This window comes from Acinetobacter sp. YH01007, assembly GCF_013420425.1.
Classification (GTDB): Bacteria; Pseudomonadota; Gammaproteobacteria; order Pseudomonadales; family Moraxellaceae; genus Acinetobacter; species Acinetobacter towneri.
Genome location: NZ_VOYC01000014.1, coordinates 25391 through 46297, shown reverse-complemented (window position 1 = coordinate 46297; position 20907 = coordinate 25391). Strand labels below are relative to the sequence as shown.

The 20907-nt window shown below is 42.6% G+C and carries 21 protein-coding genes and 3 tRNA genes; 7 read left to right on the top strand and 17 right to left on the bottom strand.

Features of this window, described 5'->3' with window-relative positions:
* Positions 1-83: 83 nt before the first annotated feature.
* The 3 genes from FTT74_RS08490 to FTT74_RS08480 all read right to left on the bottom strand — a co-directional run bounded on the left by FTT74_RS08490 (position 84) and on the right by FTT74_RS08480 (position 391).
* A tRNA-Arg gene (locus FTT74_RS08490) sits at positions 84-160 on the bottom strand.
* A 49-nt stretch (positions 161-209) separates the two neighbouring features.
* Positions 210-286 (bottom strand) — tRNA-Arg (locus FTT74_RS08485).
* Between the two features lie 15 nt (positions 287-301).
* Positions 302-391, bottom strand: a tRNA-Ser gene (locus FTT74_RS08480).
* Between the two features lie 264 nt (positions 392-655).
* Between FTT74_RS08480 and rnr the strand changes: the two genes are divergently transcribed.
* The 6 genes from rnr (at position 656) to FTT74_RS08450 (ending at position 7534) form a co-directional block, all read left to right on the top strand.
* Positions 656-3079: a ribonuclease R gene (gene rnr / locus FTT74_RS08475; protein ID WP_179988899.1), complete on the top strand. Its 2424-nt coding sequence runs from the start codon at positions 656-658 to the stop codon at positions 3077-3079.
* Between the two features lie 79 nt (positions 3080-3158).
* Positions 3159-3743, top strand: coding sequence for a hypothetical protein (locus FTT74_RS08470; protein WP_111885424.1), 585 nt, complete (start codon positions 3159-3161; stop codon positions 3741-3743).
* 74 nt (positions 3744-3817) lie between these two features.
* Positions 3818-5857 carry a M3 family metallopeptidase gene (locus tag FTT74_RS08465; RefSeq protein WP_131260579.1) on the top strand — a complete coding sequence of 680 codons (2040 nt, stop codon included), beginning with the start codon at positions 3818-3820 and terminating at the stop codon, positions 5855-5857.
* Positions 5858-5897: 40 nt separating this feature from the next.
* Positions 5898-6107, top strand: coding sequence for a YheV family putative zinc ribbon protein (locus tag FTT74_RS08460; protein ID WP_171324836.1), 210 nt, complete (start codon positions 5898-5900; stop codon positions 6105-6107).
* A 21-nt stretch (positions 6108-6128) separates the two neighbouring features.
* The gene (locus FTT74_RS08455) at positions 6129-6539 is read left to right on the top strand and encodes a hypothetical protein (RefSeq protein ID WP_104852579.1); all 411 of its coding nucleotides are present in this window, start codon (positions 6129-6131) and stop codon (positions 6537-6539) included.
* Between the two features lie 101 nt (positions 6540-6640).
* Positions 6641-7534, top strand: a complete 894-nt coding sequence (locus FTT74_RS08450; RefSeq protein ID WP_179988900.1) for a DMT family transporter — start codon at positions 6641-6643, stop codon at positions 7532-7534.
* Between the two features lie 109 nt (positions 7535-7643).
* Here FTT74_RS08450 and FTT74_RS14060 read toward each other — a convergent pair whose 3' ends face one another.
* The 5 genes from FTT74_RS14060 to FTT74_RS08425 form a co-directional block, all read right to left on the bottom strand.
* Positions 7644-9017: a TRAP transporter large permease subunit gene (locus tag FTT74_RS14060; RefSeq protein WP_373686088.1), complete on the bottom strand. Its 1374-nt coding sequence runs from the start codon at positions 9015-9017 to the stop codon at positions 7644-7646.
* Positions 9018-10071: 1054 nt separating this feature from the next.
* Entirely contained in the window at positions 10072-10653 is a 582-nt protein-coding gene (gene rrtA / locus FTT74_RS08440; RefSeq protein WP_167846334.1) for a rhombosortase, read from the bottom strand.
* A gap of 103 nt (positions 10654-10756) precedes the next feature.
* Complete coding sequence (locus FTT74_RS08435; protein WP_179988901.1) at positions 10757-11803, bottom strand: hypothetical protein; 1047 nt, start codon at positions 11801-11803, stop codon at positions 10757-10759.
* Positions 11804-12248: 445 nt separating this feature from the next.
* Positions 12249-12671 carry a protein YgfX gene (locus FTT74_RS08430; protein WP_096901367.1) on the bottom strand — a complete coding sequence of 141 codons (423 nt, stop codon included), beginning with the start codon at positions 12669-12671 and terminating at the stop codon, positions 12249-12251.
* On the bottom strand, positions 12664-12921 hold the full coding sequence (locus FTT74_RS08425; RefSeq protein WP_004974752.1) for a succinate dehydrogenase assembly factor 2: 258 nt from the start codon (positions 12919-12921) through the stop codon (positions 12664-12666). The genes FTT74_RS08430 and FTT74_RS08425 overlap by 8 nt, the downstream gene beginning before the upstream one ends.
* A 185-nt stretch (positions 12922-13106) precedes the next feature.
* On the opposite strand from FTT74_RS08425, the gene FTT74_RS08420 reads away from it, so the two are divergent.
* Positions 13107-14279, top strand: coding sequence for an acyl-CoA dehydrogenase family protein (locus FTT74_RS08420; RefSeq protein WP_179988902.1), 1173 nt, complete (start codon positions 13107-13109; stop codon positions 14277-14279).
* Between the two features lie 75 nt (positions 14280-14354).
* On the opposite strand, the gene FTT74_RS08415 is transcribed toward FTT74_RS08420, so the two are convergent.
* The 9 genes from FTT74_RS08415 to rplO all read right to left on the bottom strand — a co-directional run bounded on the left by FTT74_RS08415 (position 14355) and on the right by rplO (position 20907).
* A complete protein-coding gene (locus tag FTT74_RS08415; RefSeq protein WP_179988903.1) occupies positions 14355-15845 on the bottom strand; it encodes an NAD(P)/FAD-dependent oxidoreductase in 1491 nt (496 codons plus the stop codon).
* Positions 15846-16046: 201 nt separating this feature from the next.
* The gene (gene rplQ / locus FTT74_RS08410) at positions 16047-16412 is read right to left on the bottom strand and encodes a 50S ribosomal protein L17 (protein WP_004974746.1); all 366 of its coding nucleotides are present in this window, start codon (positions 16410-16412) and stop codon (positions 16047-16049) included.
* A gap of 18 nt (positions 16413-16430) precedes the next feature.
* Complete coding sequence (locus tag FTT74_RS08405) at positions 16431-17438, bottom strand: DNA-directed RNA polymerase subunit alpha (protein ID WP_004974745.1); 1008 nt, start codon at positions 17436-17438, stop codon at positions 16431-16433.
* Between the two features lie 17 nt (positions 17439-17455).
* The gene (rpsD, locus tag FTT74_RS08400) at positions 17456-18082 is read right to left on the bottom strand and encodes a 30S ribosomal protein S4 (RefSeq protein ID WP_004974744.1); all 627 of its coding nucleotides are present in this window, start codon (positions 18080-18082) and stop codon (positions 17456-17458) included.
* Between the two features lie 12 nt (positions 18083-18094).
* Positions 18095-18481 carry a 30S ribosomal protein S11 gene (gene rpsK / locus FTT74_RS08395; RefSeq protein ID WP_001040166.1) on the bottom strand — a complete coding sequence of 129 codons (387 nt, stop codon included), beginning with the start codon at positions 18479-18481 and terminating at the stop codon, positions 18095-18097.
* A 19-nt stretch (positions 18482-18500) separates the two neighbouring features.
* Positions 18501-18857: a 30S ribosomal protein S13 gene (rpsM, locus tag FTT74_RS08390; protein WP_004974734.1), complete on the bottom strand. Its 357-nt coding sequence runs from the start codon at positions 18855-18857 to the stop codon at positions 18501-18503.
* A gap of 107 nt (positions 18858-18964) precedes the next feature.
* Entirely contained in the window at positions 18965-19081 is a 117-nt protein-coding gene (gene rpmJ, locus FTT74_RS08385) for a 50S ribosomal protein L36 (protein WP_000867907.1), read from the bottom strand.
* A gap of 20 nt (positions 19082-19101) precedes the next feature.
* Positions 19102-20421, bottom strand: coding sequence for a preprotein translocase subunit SecY (gene secY / locus FTT74_RS08380; protein ID WP_171257418.1), 1320 nt, complete (start codon positions 20419-20421; stop codon positions 19102-19104).
* Positions 20422-20466: 45 nt separating this feature from the next.
* On the bottom strand, positions 20467-20907 hold the full coding sequence (gene rplO / locus FTT74_RS08375; RefSeq protein WP_004974728.1) for a 50S ribosomal protein L15: 441 nt from the start codon (positions 20905-20907) through the stop codon (positions 20467-20469).

Sequence of the window (20907 nt, the reverse complement as noted above, 5' to 3'; positions counted from 1 at the left end):
TCTTTTTAATAAACTGATTATTGTTTGAGTTTACTAAATTTCAGGCACAAAAAAACCGCATTTAAGCGGTTGATTGTTCAAGTTGGTGCGCTCAGAGAGATTCGAACTCCCGACCCCTTAGTTCGTAGCCAAGTGCTCTATCCAGCTGAGCTATGAGCGCATTACTTGTGTGCCAATTTAGGCGATACGTTACTGTTCGGTTTACTTATTGGTGCGCTCAGAGAGATTCGAACTCCCGACCCCTTAGTTCGTAGCCAAGTGCTCTATCCAGCTGAGCTATGAGCGCGACATAAGTAAAGCGTGGCGGTGAGAGAGGGATTCGAACCCTCGATACAGTTACCCGTATGCGTCCTTAGCAGGGACGTGGTTTCAGCCACTCACCCATCTCACCGTAACGTGCCGCCATAATACAAATTAAGTGCTAGCACTGCAAGCTTCGATACCACAATTTTTGCATATTTTTGCTCAATTAAATATTTTTTAAACAATTTTCAGGATTCATCACCAGAATTACGCCTGAACTTTTGGCAATCGCTGCACAAAAACTAGAAACATCGTAAAATAACGACAGAAAACACATTATTGCAATCATTTACGTGCAGTCTTTCCGTACATGACTTATGCTAAACCTATCTTCTGACATGAAGTTTATTCCATGATGAAAAATTGGGTCGATCCTGAAGCGAAAGCTGAAGCCGAACGCTACGAAAATCCTATTCCAAGCCGTACCTTAATCTTAGAAACCATTGAAACCTTGCAGGCGGCACAGTCACATGCAGACTTGGTAGAGCATTTTGCGATTGCCGATCAAAAAAGTATTGATGCCCTGAGCCATCGTTTAATTGCCATGGTACGTGATGGTCAGCTCATGAAAGATGGATTCAAGTTCCAGCTGGCTGCAGAACAACCGACTCATGACGCCACGGTTTACATCAACAGTAAAGGTTTAGGCACAGCCAATATTGCAGGTCATGAAGATATTTTATTGCCTGAACGCGAACTACGTTTGGTGTTTAATGGCGATCAAGTCAAAGTCCGCCAGACATCGGTAGATCGTAAAGGCAAGGCATGGGGGTTTATTACCGAAGTCACCCAGCGTCGTGTCAAACAAATCATTGGTAAATTGTCAGAATACGATGGTGAATATTTTATTCAGCCTGCCCAGCCAAATAGCCATCAACCCATTACCCTTGAAAAAGAATTAATTGAACATGCCCAAGTTAAATTGGGCGATTCTGTGCGCATTGCGATTGACGACTATCCAACCCGCGAAGAATTTGCCACAGGACATATTATTCAGTCGATGGCAGACAAAGCTGAAACTGAAATTATTATTCCGCAAACCATTTTAGAATTTGGTCTGCCGTATGAATTTCCTGAAGATGTCATTCAAGAAGCTGAAAGCTTTCAAGAACCGACTGCCCAAGACCGTGAAGGACGTGTTGATTTACGCGATTTAGCCTTAGTGACCATTGATGGTGAAGATGCCCGCGACTTTGACGATGCGGTGTACGCAGAAAAACGTCCAGGCGGTGGCTACCGTGTCGTGGTCGCGATTGCCGATGTCAGCCATTATGTCCGCACAGGCAAACCATTGGATGATGAAGCACAGGAACGTGGGACTTCAGTCTATTTCCCGCATTTTGTATTACCGATGTTGCCTGAAGCTTTATCGAATGGTTTATGTTCACTCAATCCGCAGGTTGACCGTTTGTGTATGGTCTGCGATTTAAAACTGTCACGCGCAGGTCGGGTCACAGGTTTTGAGTTTTATCCTTCGGTCATGCATTCCAAAGCGCGTTTAACCTATACCCAAGTGGCACAATATTTTGAGGGTGACAGTGCGGCAATTCCTGAAGATCGGGAAATGCGCAAATCATTAAATACCCTGTTCCAACTGTATCAAGTGCTTAAAGGCTTACGTGCCGAACGTCATGCCATGGAATTTGAAACCATTGAAACCTACATGACCTTTGATGAGTTAGGTGGAATTAACGAAATTTTGCCGCGCACCCGTAACGATGCGCATAAACTGATTGAAGAATGTATGTTGCTCGCCAACGTTGCCGCAGCGGAATATGCACTGAAACATGATGTGCCGATGCTGTACCGTGTGCATGAGCCACCTGAGTTTTCACGTATTCAAAAAGTCCGTGATTTTGTCAAATTACTTGGGCTACATTTTCCAGAACAACCCACTCAGGCCGACTATCAAGCGGTGATTGAAGCCACTAAAGATCGTATTGATGCACCAAGTATTCACGCGGTGTTATTACGCTCAATGATGCAAGCCTATTATGGCGCCAATAATTCAGGTCACTATGGTTTAGCTTACGATGCCTACACGCATTTCACTTCACCAATCCGTCGCTACCCTGACCTATTGTTGCATCGTGCCATTAAAGCGCATTTAAAACAAAAACCATCACCACTTTCGGGCGCAGCTTTAGATGATGCAGGCGAACATTATTCTGCAACTGAACGTCGTGCCGATGAAGCCTCACGCTCTGTCACCACATGGCTAAAATGCCACTATATGCAGCAGCATTTGGGTGAAGAATTTGTGGGCGTAATTTCTGCAGTAGCCGAATTTGGTTTATTTGTTACTCTCAAAGACCTTTATGTCGATGGCATGATTCATGTCAGCCAGTTGGGCGATGACTTCTTTGTATTTGACCAAGCCAGCCAAAGTCTAATTGGACAAGCACGTGGTCAAAGCTTTAGCTTGGGCGATGAAGTTAAAATTAAAGTCGCGGCTGTCAATTTAGAAGATCGCAAAATTGATTTTGAGCTCATGCAGCAACTCACCCATGCAGGTCGTGCTATTCGTATGCGCGCACCGCGCGTGGCAAAACCGTTCAGCCGTGAAGCCACTGAAGAAGTTTTTTCTGAGCGTCCAAGCAAGGCGACTTTAAGTGAAAACGGTGAGCAACCTGTGCCGAAGAAAAAGCCAAAAAGCAAACCGAGCTCTTACGGTAAAAAAACCTCAGCGAAGTCGGAAGCTAAACCGAAAGACAAAGCCAAAAAAAAGACCAAGGTGAAAAAGAAAAAATCCAATGCCAAAGCAAAGGGTGAGTAAATTTTACTAAATAAAAAAGAGTGCTACGGCGCTCTTTTTCATTTAATATATCTCTATAAAAATAAACCACTTAAAAATCATGACATCACAGAAAATTACTAAATACTATTACCATGAATATGTAATATGCTTAGTCTTTGTACTTAGTATTTCAGCACTGATTGCTCTCTTTTTTATAGACTTCACCCCAACAAATCAAGTCAAAATCACAGCCTTCATTGTTGCAACGTTGATTTATTTGGCTGTTTTGATCTACTTTTATGTTCTGCATAGATACGGACAATGGATCATTCCACGTACATGGACAAATGTACAAAAAAAGCCAAAATTCTATTTTTTACTCCTCTTCCCTATTTTTGTAATTCTGTTTCTTTACTTAAATCTAGTTGTCTATCCTCCTCTGCTTCATACCCTAGTTTTGGGTACACCTACTGTGGTGACATTGGAAGCAAGCGCTGTTAAAAAACATGGTAAAAAAGGAAGTGTCTACTATTCTATTGAAACACCGTATGACTCTACTGGTATGTTTCGAATCAATGTAGATGAATATGAACACTACAAAAATCAAAATCTATTCATAAAATTATCGGTCATTGAGGGGCGCTTTGGCACCTACATCCAAGATATTCAATCTATCCACGGTGAAACAAGAGCGAATAAATAGCACCCAAGGCTTGATTTATCCTTCTAGAAGCCTTACTTCTACAAATAACACAGGAAATAAATCGGCAGACCGACATGACATTAGAAAAGGCAACTTTGCCTGTTCCACAATTTGATCAAATTACCCTGGCAGATTTAAAACAAAAAATTGAGCATGCCATTCAGCAGGGACAAAACTTTTTAAATAATCTGACTGCAGTACCTGAAAATACGACGGCGCAATTAAATGTTTTAGAACAGATTGATCAGCTCGAAAATAACATGAGCGAAGCATGGGGCGTGCTGTCACATTTAAATGCGGTCATGAATAATCCTGAAACCCGCGAAGTGTATCAAGCGCTGTTACCAAGTTTAAGCGACTACTACACTCAATTGGGTCAGCACACGGTGTTGTATCAAAGCTATCAACATATTCACGACGCCAACACCTTTAAAGATTTGCCTGCTGCACAACAAAGCGCAATTCAACTGGCATTGCGCGACTTTAAACTGTCAGGTGTGGCCTTAGAAGGTGAAGCTAAAAAACGCTATGCTGAAATTTCAGCGCGTTTATCGCAACTGTCATCAGACTTTTCCAATCATGTATTGGATGCCACCCAAGCCTATTACAAAGTATTGTCCGAAGATCAGCTCAAAGGTTTACCGCCAAGCAGCGTTGAATTGCTGAAACAATATGGTCAGCAACGCGAATTGGAACAAGCTGTGGCAACACTGGATATTCCTGCCTATTTAGCCATTATGACCTATGCCGATGATCGTGCTTTGCGCGAAACCTTGTATCAGGCATACACTACTCGCGCGTCCGATCAATCAGCCCAGTCTGAATTTGACAACACCCCGATCATGGAAGAAATCTTGCGTTTACGTCAAGAAATGGCGCAATTGCTCGGTTTTAACAACTATGCAGAATTATCCCTTGCCAGCAAAATGGCACCAAGTGTCGAAGCAGTCGATCAATTCCTGCGTGAACTGGCAGAACATGCTCGTGCACCTGCAGAACAAGAAATTGCCGAACTCAAAGCCATTGCCGCCCAAGATGGGATTGATACCTTACAACCGTGGGATACAGGCTACTATTCTGAAAAATTAAAATTACAGCAATTTAACCTTTCACAAGAAATGTTAAAACCATATTTCCCTGCACCGAAAGTGGTTGAAGGTCTATTTAGCATCGTCAAGCGTTTATACGATGTCGATATTATTGAGCGCGCTGCCCCTGTTTGGCATCCTGATGCACGTTATTTTGAACTTGAAGATCAAGGTCAAGTGATTGGTGGTTTTTACTTTGATCTATATGCCCGTACAGGCAAACGCGGCGGCGCATGGATGAGTGGTTTCCGTTCACGCATGCAATTGGCACAAGGTTTACAAAAACCAATTTGCTATATGGTGTGTAACTTTACTCCACCTGTTGCAGACCAACCCGCGCTTTTAACGCATGATGAAGTCATCACCCTATTCCATGAATTTGGACATGGCTTACATCACATGCTAACTGAAGTAGATAATATTGCTGTGGCAGGTACACATGGTGTCGCTTGGGATGCGGTGGAATTACCAAGCCAATTCATGGAATTTTGGACTTGGGATCAAGATAGTTTAGATATGCTGAGTGCGCATATTGAAACCCAAGACACCCTGCCAGAACACCTGCTTAAAGCACTGTTAGATGCACGTTTCTTCCAGTCGGGAATGCAGAGCCTGCGCCAAATTGAATTTGCCCTGTTCGATTTAAGTATTCATCGCAGCAACCCTGCTTTAAATGCGGAACAGATTCAAGCCATGCTAGATGATATTCGTCAAAACTATGCCGTTGCGCCAACTACAGCTTACAACCGCTTCCAGCACAGCTTCAGCCATATTTTCGCAGGCGGCTATGCTGCAGGATATTATTCATACAAATGGGCAGAGGTTTTGGCCAGCGATGCCTTTGATCGCTTTGAAAATGAAGGGCTATTTAACACCGAAACTGGCAAGCAGTTTAGACAGTTTATTCTAGCAGTTGGCGGAAAAGATTCAGCGCTTGACGCATTTATCAATTTCCGCGGACGCGAGCCAAAAATAGACGCACTATTACGTCATCAAGGTTGGACGAACATAGTCAAAAACGCTTAAACTAAGAACTTTAGATGAAGTTAGGGGAGTCGTGATGACCATTAAACGTCGTTTCATTGCAGGCGCAAAATGTCCGAAATGTCAGGCGATGGATCGGGTTGTCATGCTCACCGCTGACGAAGCTGAATGGATCGAATGTATCGAGTGTGATTATACGGAAAACCGTCCAACACATATTGATGAACCTGAAATCCCAGAGGTTTCAGATGAAATTGGGGTGATCCAGTTTAAGCCGCGTCAGTCAAAGTAAAACAATAAGGTTCAACAACGCATGACTGAAGATCAACGACATAACCCTAAGCTTTTATGGGCGATTACGGGTGGGTTAATTATTGTCATTATTGCCGTATTTATCTTTCAATGGATGGGCGATAGCGACAATACTGCGCCTATAGAAACTGCCCCAACTACGGCGTCTGTAGCGAAAGCTGTACCTGCTGAAGCAACGCCATTGCAAGAAGATGAAGCAGCACCAAAACAGTTGGTCACAGAAGATTTACTCAAAGCACCTGTATCTGAGAATGCAGCGCTTGCCAAAGAAGAAGTGGCTAAATTAGATGACATTCAAAATCAGCTGAATGATCAACGTGCCTTATTAAAACAGCAACATAACGATGCCGATGAATTGATTAAACTGAAAGAAGAACAAATCAAAATACTGGAAGCCCAACTGGCACAGTAAGCCTCCTCTGCTTCACATCAGTCATTTTAAAATACGATAAAGGGTCAGTGTTGTAGCCAATTTAAGCTAGAATAGCCGCAGGTTATTCTGGCTTTATTTGTATGACATCTTCTGGTTCTGCCCAACAAAATTTGCTCAAAGCAATTATGCTGTTGACCTGCTCTGCCTTTCTGTTTTCACTCATGGGAGTGTGCGTTCGTTACGCCTCAGAAACGGTAGATAATGCCACCGTGGTATTTTTCCGTAATTTCATTGGTTTGTTTATTTTTATCCCGCTCATTTTCAATAAAGGCTTGGGCTTTTTTAAAACTGAAAAGTTATGGATGCACACTTGGCGTTCGGTAGTCGGATTAACCGCCATGTATGGTTTTTTCTACGCGATTGCCAATCTAAAACTGTCCAATGCGATGGTCTTTACCTATTCATCGCCTATTTTTATTCCCTTAATTGCATGGCTATTCCTTAAAGAAAAAATCACCAAACCGATGCTATGGGCTGCGTTCATTGGTTTATTTGGCGTGTTATTTGTCGCCAAACCCGATGCAGGTATGTTTAATAGCATGTCCGCAATTGGACTCAGTGCCAGTTTTTTAGCAGCGATGGCTTTTGTCACGGTACGCGCCCTGACTCAAACCGAACCGCCTGAACGCATTGTGTTTTATTTTTGCATGATTGGGACACTCATTTCTGTTGTACCGATGTTCTGGTCATGGCGTCCTTACAACTTAAAAGAATTGAGTTTTTTAATTGGTGCAGGATTGCTGGCCAATATCAGTCAGATCTTTATGTCCAATGCCTACCGTCTTGCCCCTGCTGGGCAAATTGGCCCTGTCAATTACATTGCGATTATTTTTGCAGGGATTTGGGGCTTTAGCTTTTGGCATGAAACGCCAGACTTATTTAGTTTAATTGGCTTTGCCCTAATTTTGCTTGCCATTATTTTGTGCAGTCCACTGTTACAAAAACACCTGAATCACCACGCACCACATTCTTAATGCTGTTTTTGTATTCCCTACACATCAGCCTCATAAACCTTATAAAAAAACACCCCGTAGCGAACTACAGGGTGTTGTTAAACAATAAGATGACTGTGATTAAGTATGCTTATTCATACCAGCCGAATAGCTTGAACGCATACGGTGCATAGGCAATAATCAACATCGCAGGAAGCATCACAATCATAGGCAAAATCCAACGCTCATAACGATAATAGAACGATTTATGACGAACTTCTGCATCGGCTGCAGCGACTTCTTCATCTCCAATCGACTGCCTTGCCAATAAGTGATTCAGCGCTACAGGTGGCGTCACATAGCCTAATTCAAAACCAATTAGGGTAATCATCCAGAAATGCGCAGGATGTATCCCATATTGATAAGCTACAGGCGCAACCGTTGCAGAAATTAGAATCACCGCACCGAATGGATCCATAATCATGCCCACAAAAATCATCAAGGCAACAATCAGGCTAATCACAATAAAGATGCTGCTAATGTCGGTTGGGAACGCTTCCATAATTTCAATGCGTTCTAAATAGCCACCTACACTGACTGAAAGCGCCATCAAAATTACCAATGCCCCAATATGTCCCACCGTTTCACTGGTCGATAAATGCAGAGCTTTGAAGAAACCATACTGACGCAATGGTGAATCAGGTGCAGTCAATAATGAGCGCTCAGATGAAGCTGCTGTCTGTTGTGCTACAGGCTTGTGATCTAAAGTCTGATCCCACTGCCCCATCGCTGGAATAGGCGCAGGTTCATGGCGCAATTTATCAAACAACACCATCATCAATAAAATAACCGGCATCATTACAGGTGCAGTAAATTCATTCATATTGGTGTCTAAAGCATATTTATAGAACAACCAAATCAACACAAAAATGAGGATATATGGTAGTACAGGGCCAAAAGCACGTAAGGACAATGGCGCAGCTATGTTCGGTGCAGCAATGCGGAATTTATTTTCAGCAAAGAACAACGAAATCACTAAAAATAGGGTTGAAGTCAGTAGGAACACATACAAACCATAGTGATACAGCATGTCCGTTGTGACTTCTTTATTCAGCGATGCCACCACAACAATCAATAGGCATGGACGAAGCACGACCCCCATTGAGCCCGACATAGCTGTTGCCGCCAGTGCAAACTGACGTCGTCCACCCGCATTCCAAACTTCTTTATAAATGATCGCACCTGCAGCAATGACAAAAATCCCCGATGCACCGGTATAAGCCGTTGGTAATGCAGCAGCAATCAGAATCAGCCAGGTTAAGGTTTCAGGTGCCAAATTCCACGGACGCAGAATATTCAGGAACAAATCCACAATTCGGGTTTGTTTGAGCAACATCCCCGCCCAAATAAACAATGCCAAGTTCAGGAAAATACTGGAGAATTCGACCAGTTGCCCCAAGTAAATCCCTTGCCCCATTGGATAATCCATCAGGATGGTAAAGGAGAAACCTGTACTAATTGCCATATAGGCATACAAAGGCACACTCAGGAAAGCAAGACCTAAACTACCGCCTTCACGGGTTGGTGCGGGTGGCTTAATGAGCTGGAATAAACTAATCAAAGTCAGAGTTGCAAACAGAATCATCCACATCCAGTAAATGACCTGTGTTTCGCCACTCATCGGTACGCCCGAATCGAGTACTGAACGATATTGACTGATACTTGACGAGGTTAAAAAACCATTCGCCACCACCATTAAGGTCGAATACACCTTAAAGTCAATTTTGGTCGCAGGGCCACGTAAACCAATGTGATGGGTTTTTAAAGTGGCACTGATTGCGGCAAAGACCACCATCAACACCAATAAAATGGCACGGTTTTCAGTACCAAATTTAAAAATGCCAAAGAAAGAGGTTTCAATGGTTCGATACATTTTCAAGCTTGGATGAGCTTGAATATGCTGAATCGCCTGATCATGAAATTGAAATTTTTCTTCACAAATTTGTTTGGCTGCCAAAATTGAAGCACGGACATCTGACTCAGAGGCGGTGCCAAAAATATCGGCAAACTCATCAGCAGCATTGGCTTGCATTTGGGCATGTACTTGCGCATCGACATCGGGGTTGCGTTCACAGTCAGGTGCAGTGGGTTCGGCACGTAAAAATGAATATTGCATACCTGTTGCAGGGTCACCATATAGGCGTTCACCCATGCGCAACAACTGACCATGTACCATTTCACCTGTACCAATAATGAGGGTCAGTAACAACAAGATCAAAATAACGAATGTAGAAATCCATTCTGTCCATATATGTCTGAGCAAAGCCAAGCCAGACCTACGTTGTCCGTTATTGTGCATATATTTTCCTGTTTTTATTCTGCGCAGAAACCGAGACTCTCGAATTTCTGTCTATCCTTATTCAACGGAATGTCCATCTTCCATTGAGCATTTTTGTATTCAGTTTAAATGTGCATGAGCGTCGTTATTTTTAAAATGACAATATAGATTTTCTTTTAAGTAAAAATGGTCAATTGTGAGATTTTTTGTGAGCCCTTTTTGCCATCATTTTGATGTAATTTTAGTGCGGATCAATGCAATAGGCCCAAATAATATAAGCCAATGCAAAAATTACACCCCAAATCACCCCCAATAAATGTGCCTCAACTAACACAGGACTTCCGATTAATTCTGCTGTACCCAAACTGCCCACGGTATTTTCCCAAATCAGTTTAGATAAAATAAGCAGCAACACCAATGCGGCAAAACCACGTTCTTTTTTATAAAGCAAATGCACACATGCCACCGCCACATAAGCACCATGCAACACCCCAGAAAGTCCTGCATAGGCATCAATATCGGCAAGGAAGTAATAGAAACTCAGACTAATCGCTGGCGGTAGTAGCAGCAAAAGCGCCACAAAGTGCCATACTTTGGCATGCGGAAAAATAAAAGGTAAACAGGCAAACGCGATCATATTGAGTAAATAATGAATCCAGCCCACATGCACCCAATGCCCTGTCCATAAGCGCCAAAATTCATCCAATAAATGTGTAGACCAATAAATAAAATGCTCTGCAAAAATCTGCAAACATGCCGAAACCGACATACATGCCGCAATAAACACAATTTTTCGACTGAGAAATTGAGATGAATATTGCATAGGCGCTTGCATCCTCCAAATTATTCTTGTTATGTGCTTCGGCAAACGGATTGCCCAATCCTAAGACTTCTTGTCTATATTGAATTGGGCAATCTTGATATTTTTACAATTGAGCTGCCGTATCCTCATTAAATAAATCATCTAATTCAGAAGAATTATCTTGCTCATCCCAGAAACGCTGCTGATCACCCGTACGCACACCTGTATGTTCAGTCCAGTAACGGTCTGAAATTCCTTGTACCATGCTTCCCGCCATGGCATCAATCAATTTAAATTGTGGATTTACAGGTTTTTCGTCACTGCGTGCATTAGAAAAGGCTTTGAGTGCGTCGCGGATTTTGGCATCTTCACCACTGGCTTGGGCAGCAACCGCGTATAAAGCGTGTGATAAACGCACGCCTTTATTTTCACCGATTTGCATCGACTGCTTTAAGCTTTGATACGGATCAGGTTTGCCATCTCCCGCGCCTGGAAGCAAAGTCCAAATTACGGCACGTGTGGCCTCTGGTGCGCCCCAGAATTTTTCATTATTTAAACAGGTCATGCCACGTTCAACAATCGCAGCAATGTCTTTAGGCACATGTACTGCCCCCCCTGAATTAATATCATTGGTCATGGCTTGCAAGCCACTCAACATCCCCAACATATACACGGTTTGGTCAATATCACTGTTCATTTTTGGACAACCTTCGCCCAAAGGTTTCTGGTATTTCTTTTCCCAACGATGCTGAAACAGTTGATAGCCTGTGTATTGACGCTGTGCCGCCAAAGCCGCCCAACGCTTTTGTTGAATCCGCGCATCTTGCGCTTCGCCTACTTGCCCTGCTTTTGCTGCACGTAAATAACGCAATTCAGCATCCAAAGCTTTTTCTTCGGCACAAATGCCCGCTGCCGAGTACATCAGTACCGCAACACGGGTTGGGTCTGCGCCCATATCTTTAGTCGCCATAATGGCAGGGGTTAAGGAATTACCAGAATTACACACCATTTCAGCATCTTCCATCGCTAAAATTGGCGGCACAATATGTTTTTCAGTAAATCCAAGTGCGACATTGGCACCTGTTTTGATCACTTGTGAACAACCTGATAATAATAAACTTGTGATTGCAAATACGGCCACACCCTGGCCTATTTTTTGGACTTGCGACATTTTCCTGTCCTCTATAATTGTGTTTATGTCCATTGCAACAAACATAGCAGAAGCAATATCTGAATAAAAGCGTCTACTTGCTGCTTCAGATGGATAACTTTGCCATGTTTTAAAGTGACTAAAATTGACTGAAATCTGTCATCCGACAAAATTTAGGCAAAAAAAAGTAGCATTGCGACGGTTCAGCACATGCTACTTATTAACTGATGCCCAATTCGGGCTTATCTTAAAAAATCTTTCGACTAAATTTAAATCTGCACATTTCAGGAATCTGATTTGTATTGATCTACACTTGTCTGGAATGAATATAACTGAAAATAGGGATATGTGTAATCTTTTATGCCAATATAAAATGACTGATCAGGACACGAAAAATAGATGATAATTTTATCTTTATGATACTTATAGTTTTTTATTATTATAAAAATATACAGCTGTCTGTAAATTAGAGCATTTTCGCCAATACTTTTAGAGCCTTCCATTCCGCCTTGGAAACCTGATCACACCAAATCACCAGAGGTTTAAAGGCTTGCTGAAATTCCATGACGATATAAATTTGATGATCTATCACTTGACGCAGTTGCACACGCTGAATTTCAATTTGGCGAGCTGTGCTTTTAATCTGTTGTGATACTACACGAGGCGCGAGATAGGAAATTGACCATTCACGGTCATCTAATTGATCTAAACCAACAATTCGGTTTGCACGAACAAATTTAAAATATGTCCAGCCCATAATGACAATACATACAACGCTAAGCCATGGCTTTAACACTTGTAGTAAAAGCCAAACGATGAGTAGAGCGATCATCAGCTGAAACACTATTGCGATGACACTAGGTTTCAGCTGAAACTGCTGCTTAGCCATGCACATAATGCTTTAGTTTACGGATAAAATCTTTCAACTCAGGACGTGGTGGCTCAGACACTTCCATAAACCAATCCAATAAATCTGGGTCTTCCTGCTCAACCAAATCGGCAAACATTTGTTTTTCTTCCGCACTGGCAGTCAAATAATGATTTTTCACATACGGGTCAAAATAGACATCAATTTCCTTTAAACCACGACGGGCACGGTAAATCACTTTGCGTTCTTCTAAGCTGATGTCATCACTCATGCGGTTTCCCCATTAAAATTAAACTCAGGCTAGTTTAACCGACCCCTTTTAAAGTTTCGATGACTTTTATGCAGCATTGACCAAAAGCATCATCTTTCATTTGCAATTGAAACTTTTGCACCTTGTTGCCCCCTATAAATTCTTCTAAGGTGAATTCAAAATAACAACATCAGGAAGATAAAACCATGCAATCTGCCGCAATTCGCCCCATTGCCAATATGTTACCGCGCACCTTATTCAGTGCTGAACACGACAGTTTTCGTGATTTGGTACGAAAATTCTATTTGCAGGAAGTCATCCCCCATACTGAAAAATTTGAAGCGCAGCAGCATGTAGACCGTGAGCTATGGCGTAAAGCAGGTACTTTGGGTTTGCTGTGTAGCACCATGCCTGAAGAATATGCAGGTTCAGGGGTAGACCGCTTATACAGCATGATTTTGATTGAAGAACAAGCCTATGCAGGTGACAGTGCTACCGGTTTTTCACTGCATTCAGATATTGTCGCCAATTACATTAATAACTTTGGCACAACTGAACAAAAACAACACTGGTTACCCCGCATGGCCACAGGCGAAGTGATAACCGCGATTGCCATGACCGAACCCGGTACAGGTTCAGACTTACAAGCTGTGCGTACCTCTGCGGTATTGGATGGCGATGAATACGTGATTAATGGTTCTAAAATTTTTATTACCAACGGCTATTTGTGCGACATGGCGATTGTGGTATGTAAAACAGCGAACACAGACAAAGGTTCAGCCAATCTGTCTTTAATATTGGTAGAAGCAGACCGTGCGGGATTTAGCAAAGGCAAACCACTGAATAAAATTGGTATGAAAGGTCAGGACACTTGCGAATTATTTTTTGATAATGTCCGCGTGCCTCGCAGCAATTTATTGGGTACAGAAGGCATGGGTTTTATCATGCTGATGAAAGAACTGGCTTGGGAACGCTTAATTGTCGCGATTATTTGCCAAGCAGGTGCAGAAGCTGCTTTTGCACATACACTGCAATATACTCAGCAACGTCAAGCCTTTGGCAAAAGTATTCATAGCTTTCAAAATACGCGCTTTAAACTGGCAGAATTACGCACCGAAATTGATTTCTGTCGTGCTTTTTTAGATCAATGTATGCAGTTACAACTTCAAGATCAGCTCAGTGTTGAAGCTGCAGCGGCCGCCAAATATAAAATTTCAGAGATGTACTCCAAAGTGGTGGATGAATGTCTACAACTGCATGGTGGTTATGGCTATATGCTTGAGTATCCAATTGCACGTGCTTACTTAGACAATCGGGCCAATCGTATTTATGCAGGCACCAATGAAATTATGAAAGAGCTGATTTCACGTTCTTTATAAAATTTCCACCTCAACATAAAAATGGCGCAAGCAATTTTAAATTTCTTGTGCCATATTATTTTTGCACCCAACGATTTAAGACACTAATTTAGGTTTACGCTGCTGTGCAGGCACAGCTTGTTTGAATTTTAAAATACCATCTTCAAAACTTGCTTGTTTTAAAGTTTTGCGATCTTCTAAGTAATTGTTGGTCACTCGCCATGGCGCATGTTTGCCTTGCTTTGGCATCACATCAGCAGCACGCGCGATATAGCCCGAACTCAAACTGCCCATCACCGTATCTTCCAATAACTCAGTTTGATCGCCTTGAGGAATTACCTCGTCATAACCTTGTCGATCCATATAATTGAGCAAACGACAAATATAATCCGCAGCCACATCCACTTTAAGCGTCCAAGAGGCATTAATATAGCCAATAATCATCGCCATATTCGGCACATCGCTGATCATCACACCTTGATATAGCATGTGCTTCGAGGTGTCTAAAGGCACACCATCAATTGTGGCTTGAATACCGCCTAGAATCTGAATATTCAAACCTGTCGCAGACACAATAATATCGGCATCCAAATGTTTACCCGATTTTAATTGCACACCTGTTTCAGTAAAACTTGCAATTTGATTGGTTTCAATCGAGGCATGCCCTTCGCGTAAAATCTTAAATAAATCACCATCAGGCACAACACATAAACGCTGATCCCACGGATTATAATGTGGCGTGAAATGCTTCATATCTACCTTGCCCTTGAGCTGCATTTGGATAGATTTCAGCAACAAAGTCCGCAGTAATTTCGGCTGTTTTTGTGCTAAAGCATAAATGGCGCGTTGCATGCCAATATTACGTGCGCGCGTGATTTTGTAAGCAACATCTTCAGGCAAAACTTTACGCATTTGCTGATAAACAAAATCCATTGCAGGCACTGAAGCAATATAAGTCGGCGAGCGTTGTAGCATGGTGACATGCGCTGCACCACCTTTTGACATAGCAGGTACTAAGGTGATTGCAGTTGCGCCACTGCCAATAATTAAGACCTTTTTACCACGATAATCTAAATTTTCAGGCCAATGCTGTGGGTGGATAAATGTACCTTTAAATGCCTGCTGATTGGGGAAATCTGGCTGAAAACCTTGATCGTAGTTGTAATAGCCTGTACAGCCTAAAACGAAATTAGCCACCCAAGTTTCAATCTGTTGTTCTGCATTTTCTATGCGTAACGTCCACTTACGTGTTTGAGAGTCATAATTGGCGGATAGCACACGATGCTGAAAATGAATTTTTGAATGTAAGGCTTTTTCTTGAATGACTTCTGCTAAATAACCTTTGATAGATGCGCCATCGGCTAGTACATTGGTTTTCTTCCAAGGCTTAAAATTATAACCAAAGGTCGACATATCCGAATCTGAACGAATGCCCGGATATTGGAATAAATCCCAAGTGCCACCAAAACTTTGACGACGCTCAATAATTTCAAAAGAACGCTGTGGGCAATTTTGACTTAAATGTGCAGCTACACCAATGCCCGAAATCCCTGCCCCAATAATTAATATATCAACCTGCTTATCCATGTTTTATTGTCCAGCTTGAATGATGTTTTTTATTAAAGCACAAATTTGACAATACACAATGTCAAGTTTGGCAAAAGTTGCTAAAATTTATATCAATTCGGGACAATTACATCATTTTTTGAGATTCAACTTATTTTTTACATAAAAAAAAGACCGGTAAAACCGGTCTTTTCTGAACAACGTGCGTTATTCTTGGCGAAATTATTTAACTTCGCGATCTACAAGCTCAACGTAAGCCATCGGTGCAGCATCACCCGCACGGAAGCCCGCTTTAAGAACACGTAGATACCCGCCGTTACGCTCTTTGTAACGAGGGCCAAGAACGGTAAATAATTTACCAACAGTTGCTGCTGAACGAGTACGAGCAAACGCTAAACGACGGTTTGCTACTGTATCGTTTTTAGCTAAAGTGATTAAAGGCTCAGCAACACGACGTAATTCTTTTGCTTTAGGAACAGTTGTTTTGATTAACTCGTGTTCGAACAAAGAATTAGCCAAGTTTTGGAACATCGCTTTGCGATGGCTGCTTGTACGGCCTAATTTCACACCACTATTACGATGACGCATGGTGATAGTCCTACTTAATTAACGGCTACGATAGGCGAAACGATCGTCCATACGGAGACTAGCCGGTGGCCAGTTCTCTAAACGCATGCCGAGCTGTAAGCCTTTAGAAGCCAGAACATCTTTGATCTCTGTAAGCGATTTTTTACCCAAGTTAGGCGTTTTAAGTAGCTCAACCTCAGTACGCTGTACAAGATCACCAATGTAGTAAATATTTTCTGCTTTCAAACAGTTAGCAGAACGAACAGTAAGCTCTAGATCATCTACTGGACGAAGCAAGATTGGGTCAACTTCTTCACGAGGCTCTTGAGCAACAGGAGCTTGATCTTTCTGAAGATCAACAAAAATTGCAATTTGTTGTTGCAAGATTGTTGCCGCTTTGCGGATCGCTTCTTCTGGATCAACTGTACCATTGGTTTCAAGATCAATGATCAACTTGTCAAGGTCAGTACGTTGTTCTACACGCGCATTTTCTACGATGTAAGACACACGTTTGATTGGGCTATAAGAAGCATCTAACTGCAAACGACCTACAGGGCGAGTTTCGCCTTCTGGGAAACGTGAATCAGATGTTTCATAACCACGACCTTGAGCAACTTTCAGGCGCATTTTTAAATTGCCTGTAGCACTTAAAGTGCCAATCAAGTGTTCAGGGTTAACCACTTCAACATTATGCGGTAAACGAAGGTCTGCAGCAGTTACATCGCCTGGACCTTGTTTTTCCAATGTCAAATAAGCTTCATTTTGATCGAACAGCTTAATAGACAATCCTTTCAGGTTCAGCAAGAGCTCGACGATGTCCTGCTGCAAGCCTTCCAAAGTACTGTACTCGTGCTCGACACCTTCAATTTCAACTTCTACCACAGCTGCGCCAGGTAAAGAAGAAAGAAGGATGCGACGTAAAGCATTACCAAGAGTGTGACCAAAGCCACGCTCTAATGGTTCTAGAATAACTTTTGCCGAGGTCCCGCTTGCCGCTTCGACCTTGATCGCTTGCGGAGTAAGAAACTCATTTGCAGTACGCGTCATTATTGCTACCTCAAGGATTATTTAGAATACAATTCTACAATCAAGCTTTCGTTGATTTCAGCAGGTAAATCAGAACGATCTGGTGCAGCTTTAAACGTACCTTCAAATTTAGAATGGTCAACTTCCATCCATGAAGGGATACCACGTTGAGCAGCCAATTCAATTGCGTTTTTAATACGTAATTGTTGTTTTGCACCTTCGTGAACTGCAATTACATCACCAGCTTTAACTTGAATAGACGCAATGTTAACACGACGACCATTTAAAGTAATGCTACGGTGAGATACAAGCTGACGAGCTTCTGCACGTGTAGAACCAAAACCCATGCGATAAACAACGTTATCAAGACGGCTTTCGAGCAATTTCAACAAGTTTTCACCTGTTGCGCCTTTCACACGAGCAGCTTCTTTATAGTAGTTACTAAATTGACGCTCTAAAACACCGTACATACGACGTACTTTTTGTTTTTCACGTAATTGTAGTGAGTACTCAGATTGCTTACCACCACGAGCCCCGCCATGTTGGCCAGGAGCTTTAGCGTGTTTTTTAGTTTTGACGTCAAATGGTTTAACGCCAGATTTTAGTTGCAGGTCTGTCCCTTCGCGGCGAGAGAGTTTGCATTTTGGACCAATATAACGAGCCATGAATGTTTCTCCTTACACGCGACGTTTTTTAGGTGGACGGCAACCGTTGTGAGGGATTGGAGTCACATCGGTAATGCTGTTAATTTTATAACCCACTGCACCTAATGCACGAACCGCAGACTCACGACCTGGACCAGGACCTTTAACAAGGACGTCCAAGTTTTTCAAACCGTAATCTAAAGCAGCTTTACCAGCAACTTCAGCAGCTACCTGAGCAGCGAACGGAGTTGATTTACGTGATCCACGGAAGCCTTGTCCACCTGAGGTAGCCCAAGCCAGTGCATTACCTTGACGATCGGTAATGGTCACAATGGTGTTATTAAAAGAAGCGTGAATGTGTGCAACACCTTCAGAGACGGTACGAGTGACCTTCTTGCGTGTGCGAGTATCTTTAGCCATCTTTTAGCTTCCAGAAATCTTATTTCTTAATCGGTTTGCGCGGACCTTTACGGGTACGTGCGTTAGTTTTGGTGCGTTGACCACGGACAGGCAAGCTGCGACGATGACGAAGACCGCGGTAGCAGCCTAAATCCATTAAACGTTTAATGTTCATGGAAATTTCGCGACGTAAGTCACCTTCGGTCGGAACCTTAGCAACTTCTGCACGAATCGCATCAAGCTGAGCGTCATCTAATTCACGGATCTTTGTTGTTGGTGCGATACCAGCAGCAGCTAAGATAGTCTTAGCAGTGTGGCGACCAATACCAAAGATATAAGTGAGAGAGATAACAGCGTGCTTGTTATCCGGAATGTTTACACCGGCAATACGAGCCATTCAATTTTCTCCAAAAAGGCAGTTAAGATAATCAACCGCCCCACAAAAATCTTGAGGGGCGGATAATAACCTAATTAGCCTACTGAAATCAACAGGTCTTAATCAAATTAACCTTGACGCTGCTTATGACGAGGTTCTGCGCTGCAAATTACGCGAATAACCCCATTACGACGGATAACTTTGCAGCTACCACAAATTTTCTTTACAGAAGCTTGTACTTTCATGATGAAACCTCTAAGTGCGCTTATCCCTTAGGATGAGCAGTCGTTTTTCTCATTAACGTTTGATTATCGTACTGGTGCGAGGTGAGATGTGCTTGAAGCTGAGCCATAAAGTCCATCACAACCACTACAACGATTAATAATGATGTACCACCTAAGCTAAATGGAATTCCAAATGAGCTTTGTAGAATCATCGGCATTAAGCAGACTACAGTGATGTAAATCGCGCCAATAAAGGTCAAACGACTGAGAATATGATCTAAGTAACGAGCAGTTTGCTCACCTGGGCGAATACCAGGCACATAAGCTCCGCTGCGTTTCAAGTTTTCCGAAACTTCTTTAGGGCTGAAAACCAGCGCAGTGTAGAAGTAACAGAAAAAGATAATTAACGCACCAAAGAGCACCAAATACAACGGTTGTCCAGGCGACAATACCAATGCCAAGTCTTGTAGACTACGCTTGATTAATCCAGCATTAGGGTCCGCACTGCCGACCCATTGACCTAAGCTCGCTGGGAACAAAAGCAATGAACTGGCAAAAATTGCTGGAATCACACCTGCCATATTAATTTTTAATGGCAAATGCGTTTGCTGAGCAGTAAATACACGACGACCTTGTTGTTTTTGAGCATAGTTTACTGGAATACGACGCTGCGCCTTCTCAATAAACACAATTGCTGCAAGTACACCCAAAGACAATAAACCAAAAATTGCCAAACCAATCAGGCTTGACTGGCCACTATCAATAGATGTGAAGGATTGCATAATTAAATTAGGCAAGCCTGCAACAATACCTGCGAAAATGATCATGGAAATACCATTGCCCACTCCGCGTTCGGTAATTTGTTCACCCAACCACATTAAGAACATTGTGCCTGCAACCAAAGAGGTCACAGCTGGAACGTAAAAAGCCAGACCTGACGTTAAGGTAATACCTTGACCAATCAGACCTGCACACATCCCAATCGCTTGCACAAGTGCAAGAAACAATGTGCCTTGGCGCGTATATTGATTAATTTTGCGTTTGCCTTGCTCGCCTTCTTTTTTCAAAGCTTCAAGCGAAGGAACCACGGTAGACATCAACTGTACGATAATCGAAGCAGAAATGTATGGCATGATCCCTAAAGCAAGAATCGACATCCGCTCTAATGCACCACCCGAAAACATGTTAAACAAACCAAGGATTGTACCTTGGTTTGCATTAAACAATTGTTCAAGTGCGGCATTATTAATGCCTGGTACTGGAATATGCGCTCCTAGTCGAAATACCAACAACGCACCAATGAGAAACATCATTCGGCGTATAATTTCACGGTATTTCACGTGAAATGGTTGGCCTTTCATCATGTGAACATGACCTGAAGAACTAGGAGACATAGACACTGGGGATTACTCCTCGACTTTACCGCCAGCCGCTTCAACAGCAGCTTTAGCGCCTTTAGTCACAGCAACACCTTGAATAGTGAATGCGCGAGTAATTTCACCAGAAAGTACGATACGAGCACGAGCCATATCTTTACGTACAACGTTCGCTGCTTTTAAAGTTTCAAGGCTAACGATGTCGCCTTCCACTTTAGCAAGCTCAGATAAACGTACTTCAGCAGTTTTCAAAGCGATTTGGCTAGTGAAACCGAATTTAGGTAAACGACGATATAACGCAGTTTGACCACCTTCGAATCCAGGACGTGTACCACCGCTCTTACGTGAGTTTTGACCTTTGATACCACGACCACCAGTCTTACCAACGCCAGAACCGATACCACGGCCTAAACGACGGGCTTCACGCTTAGCACCTTCTGCAGGTGCAAGTTCATTTAAACGCAGAGTCAT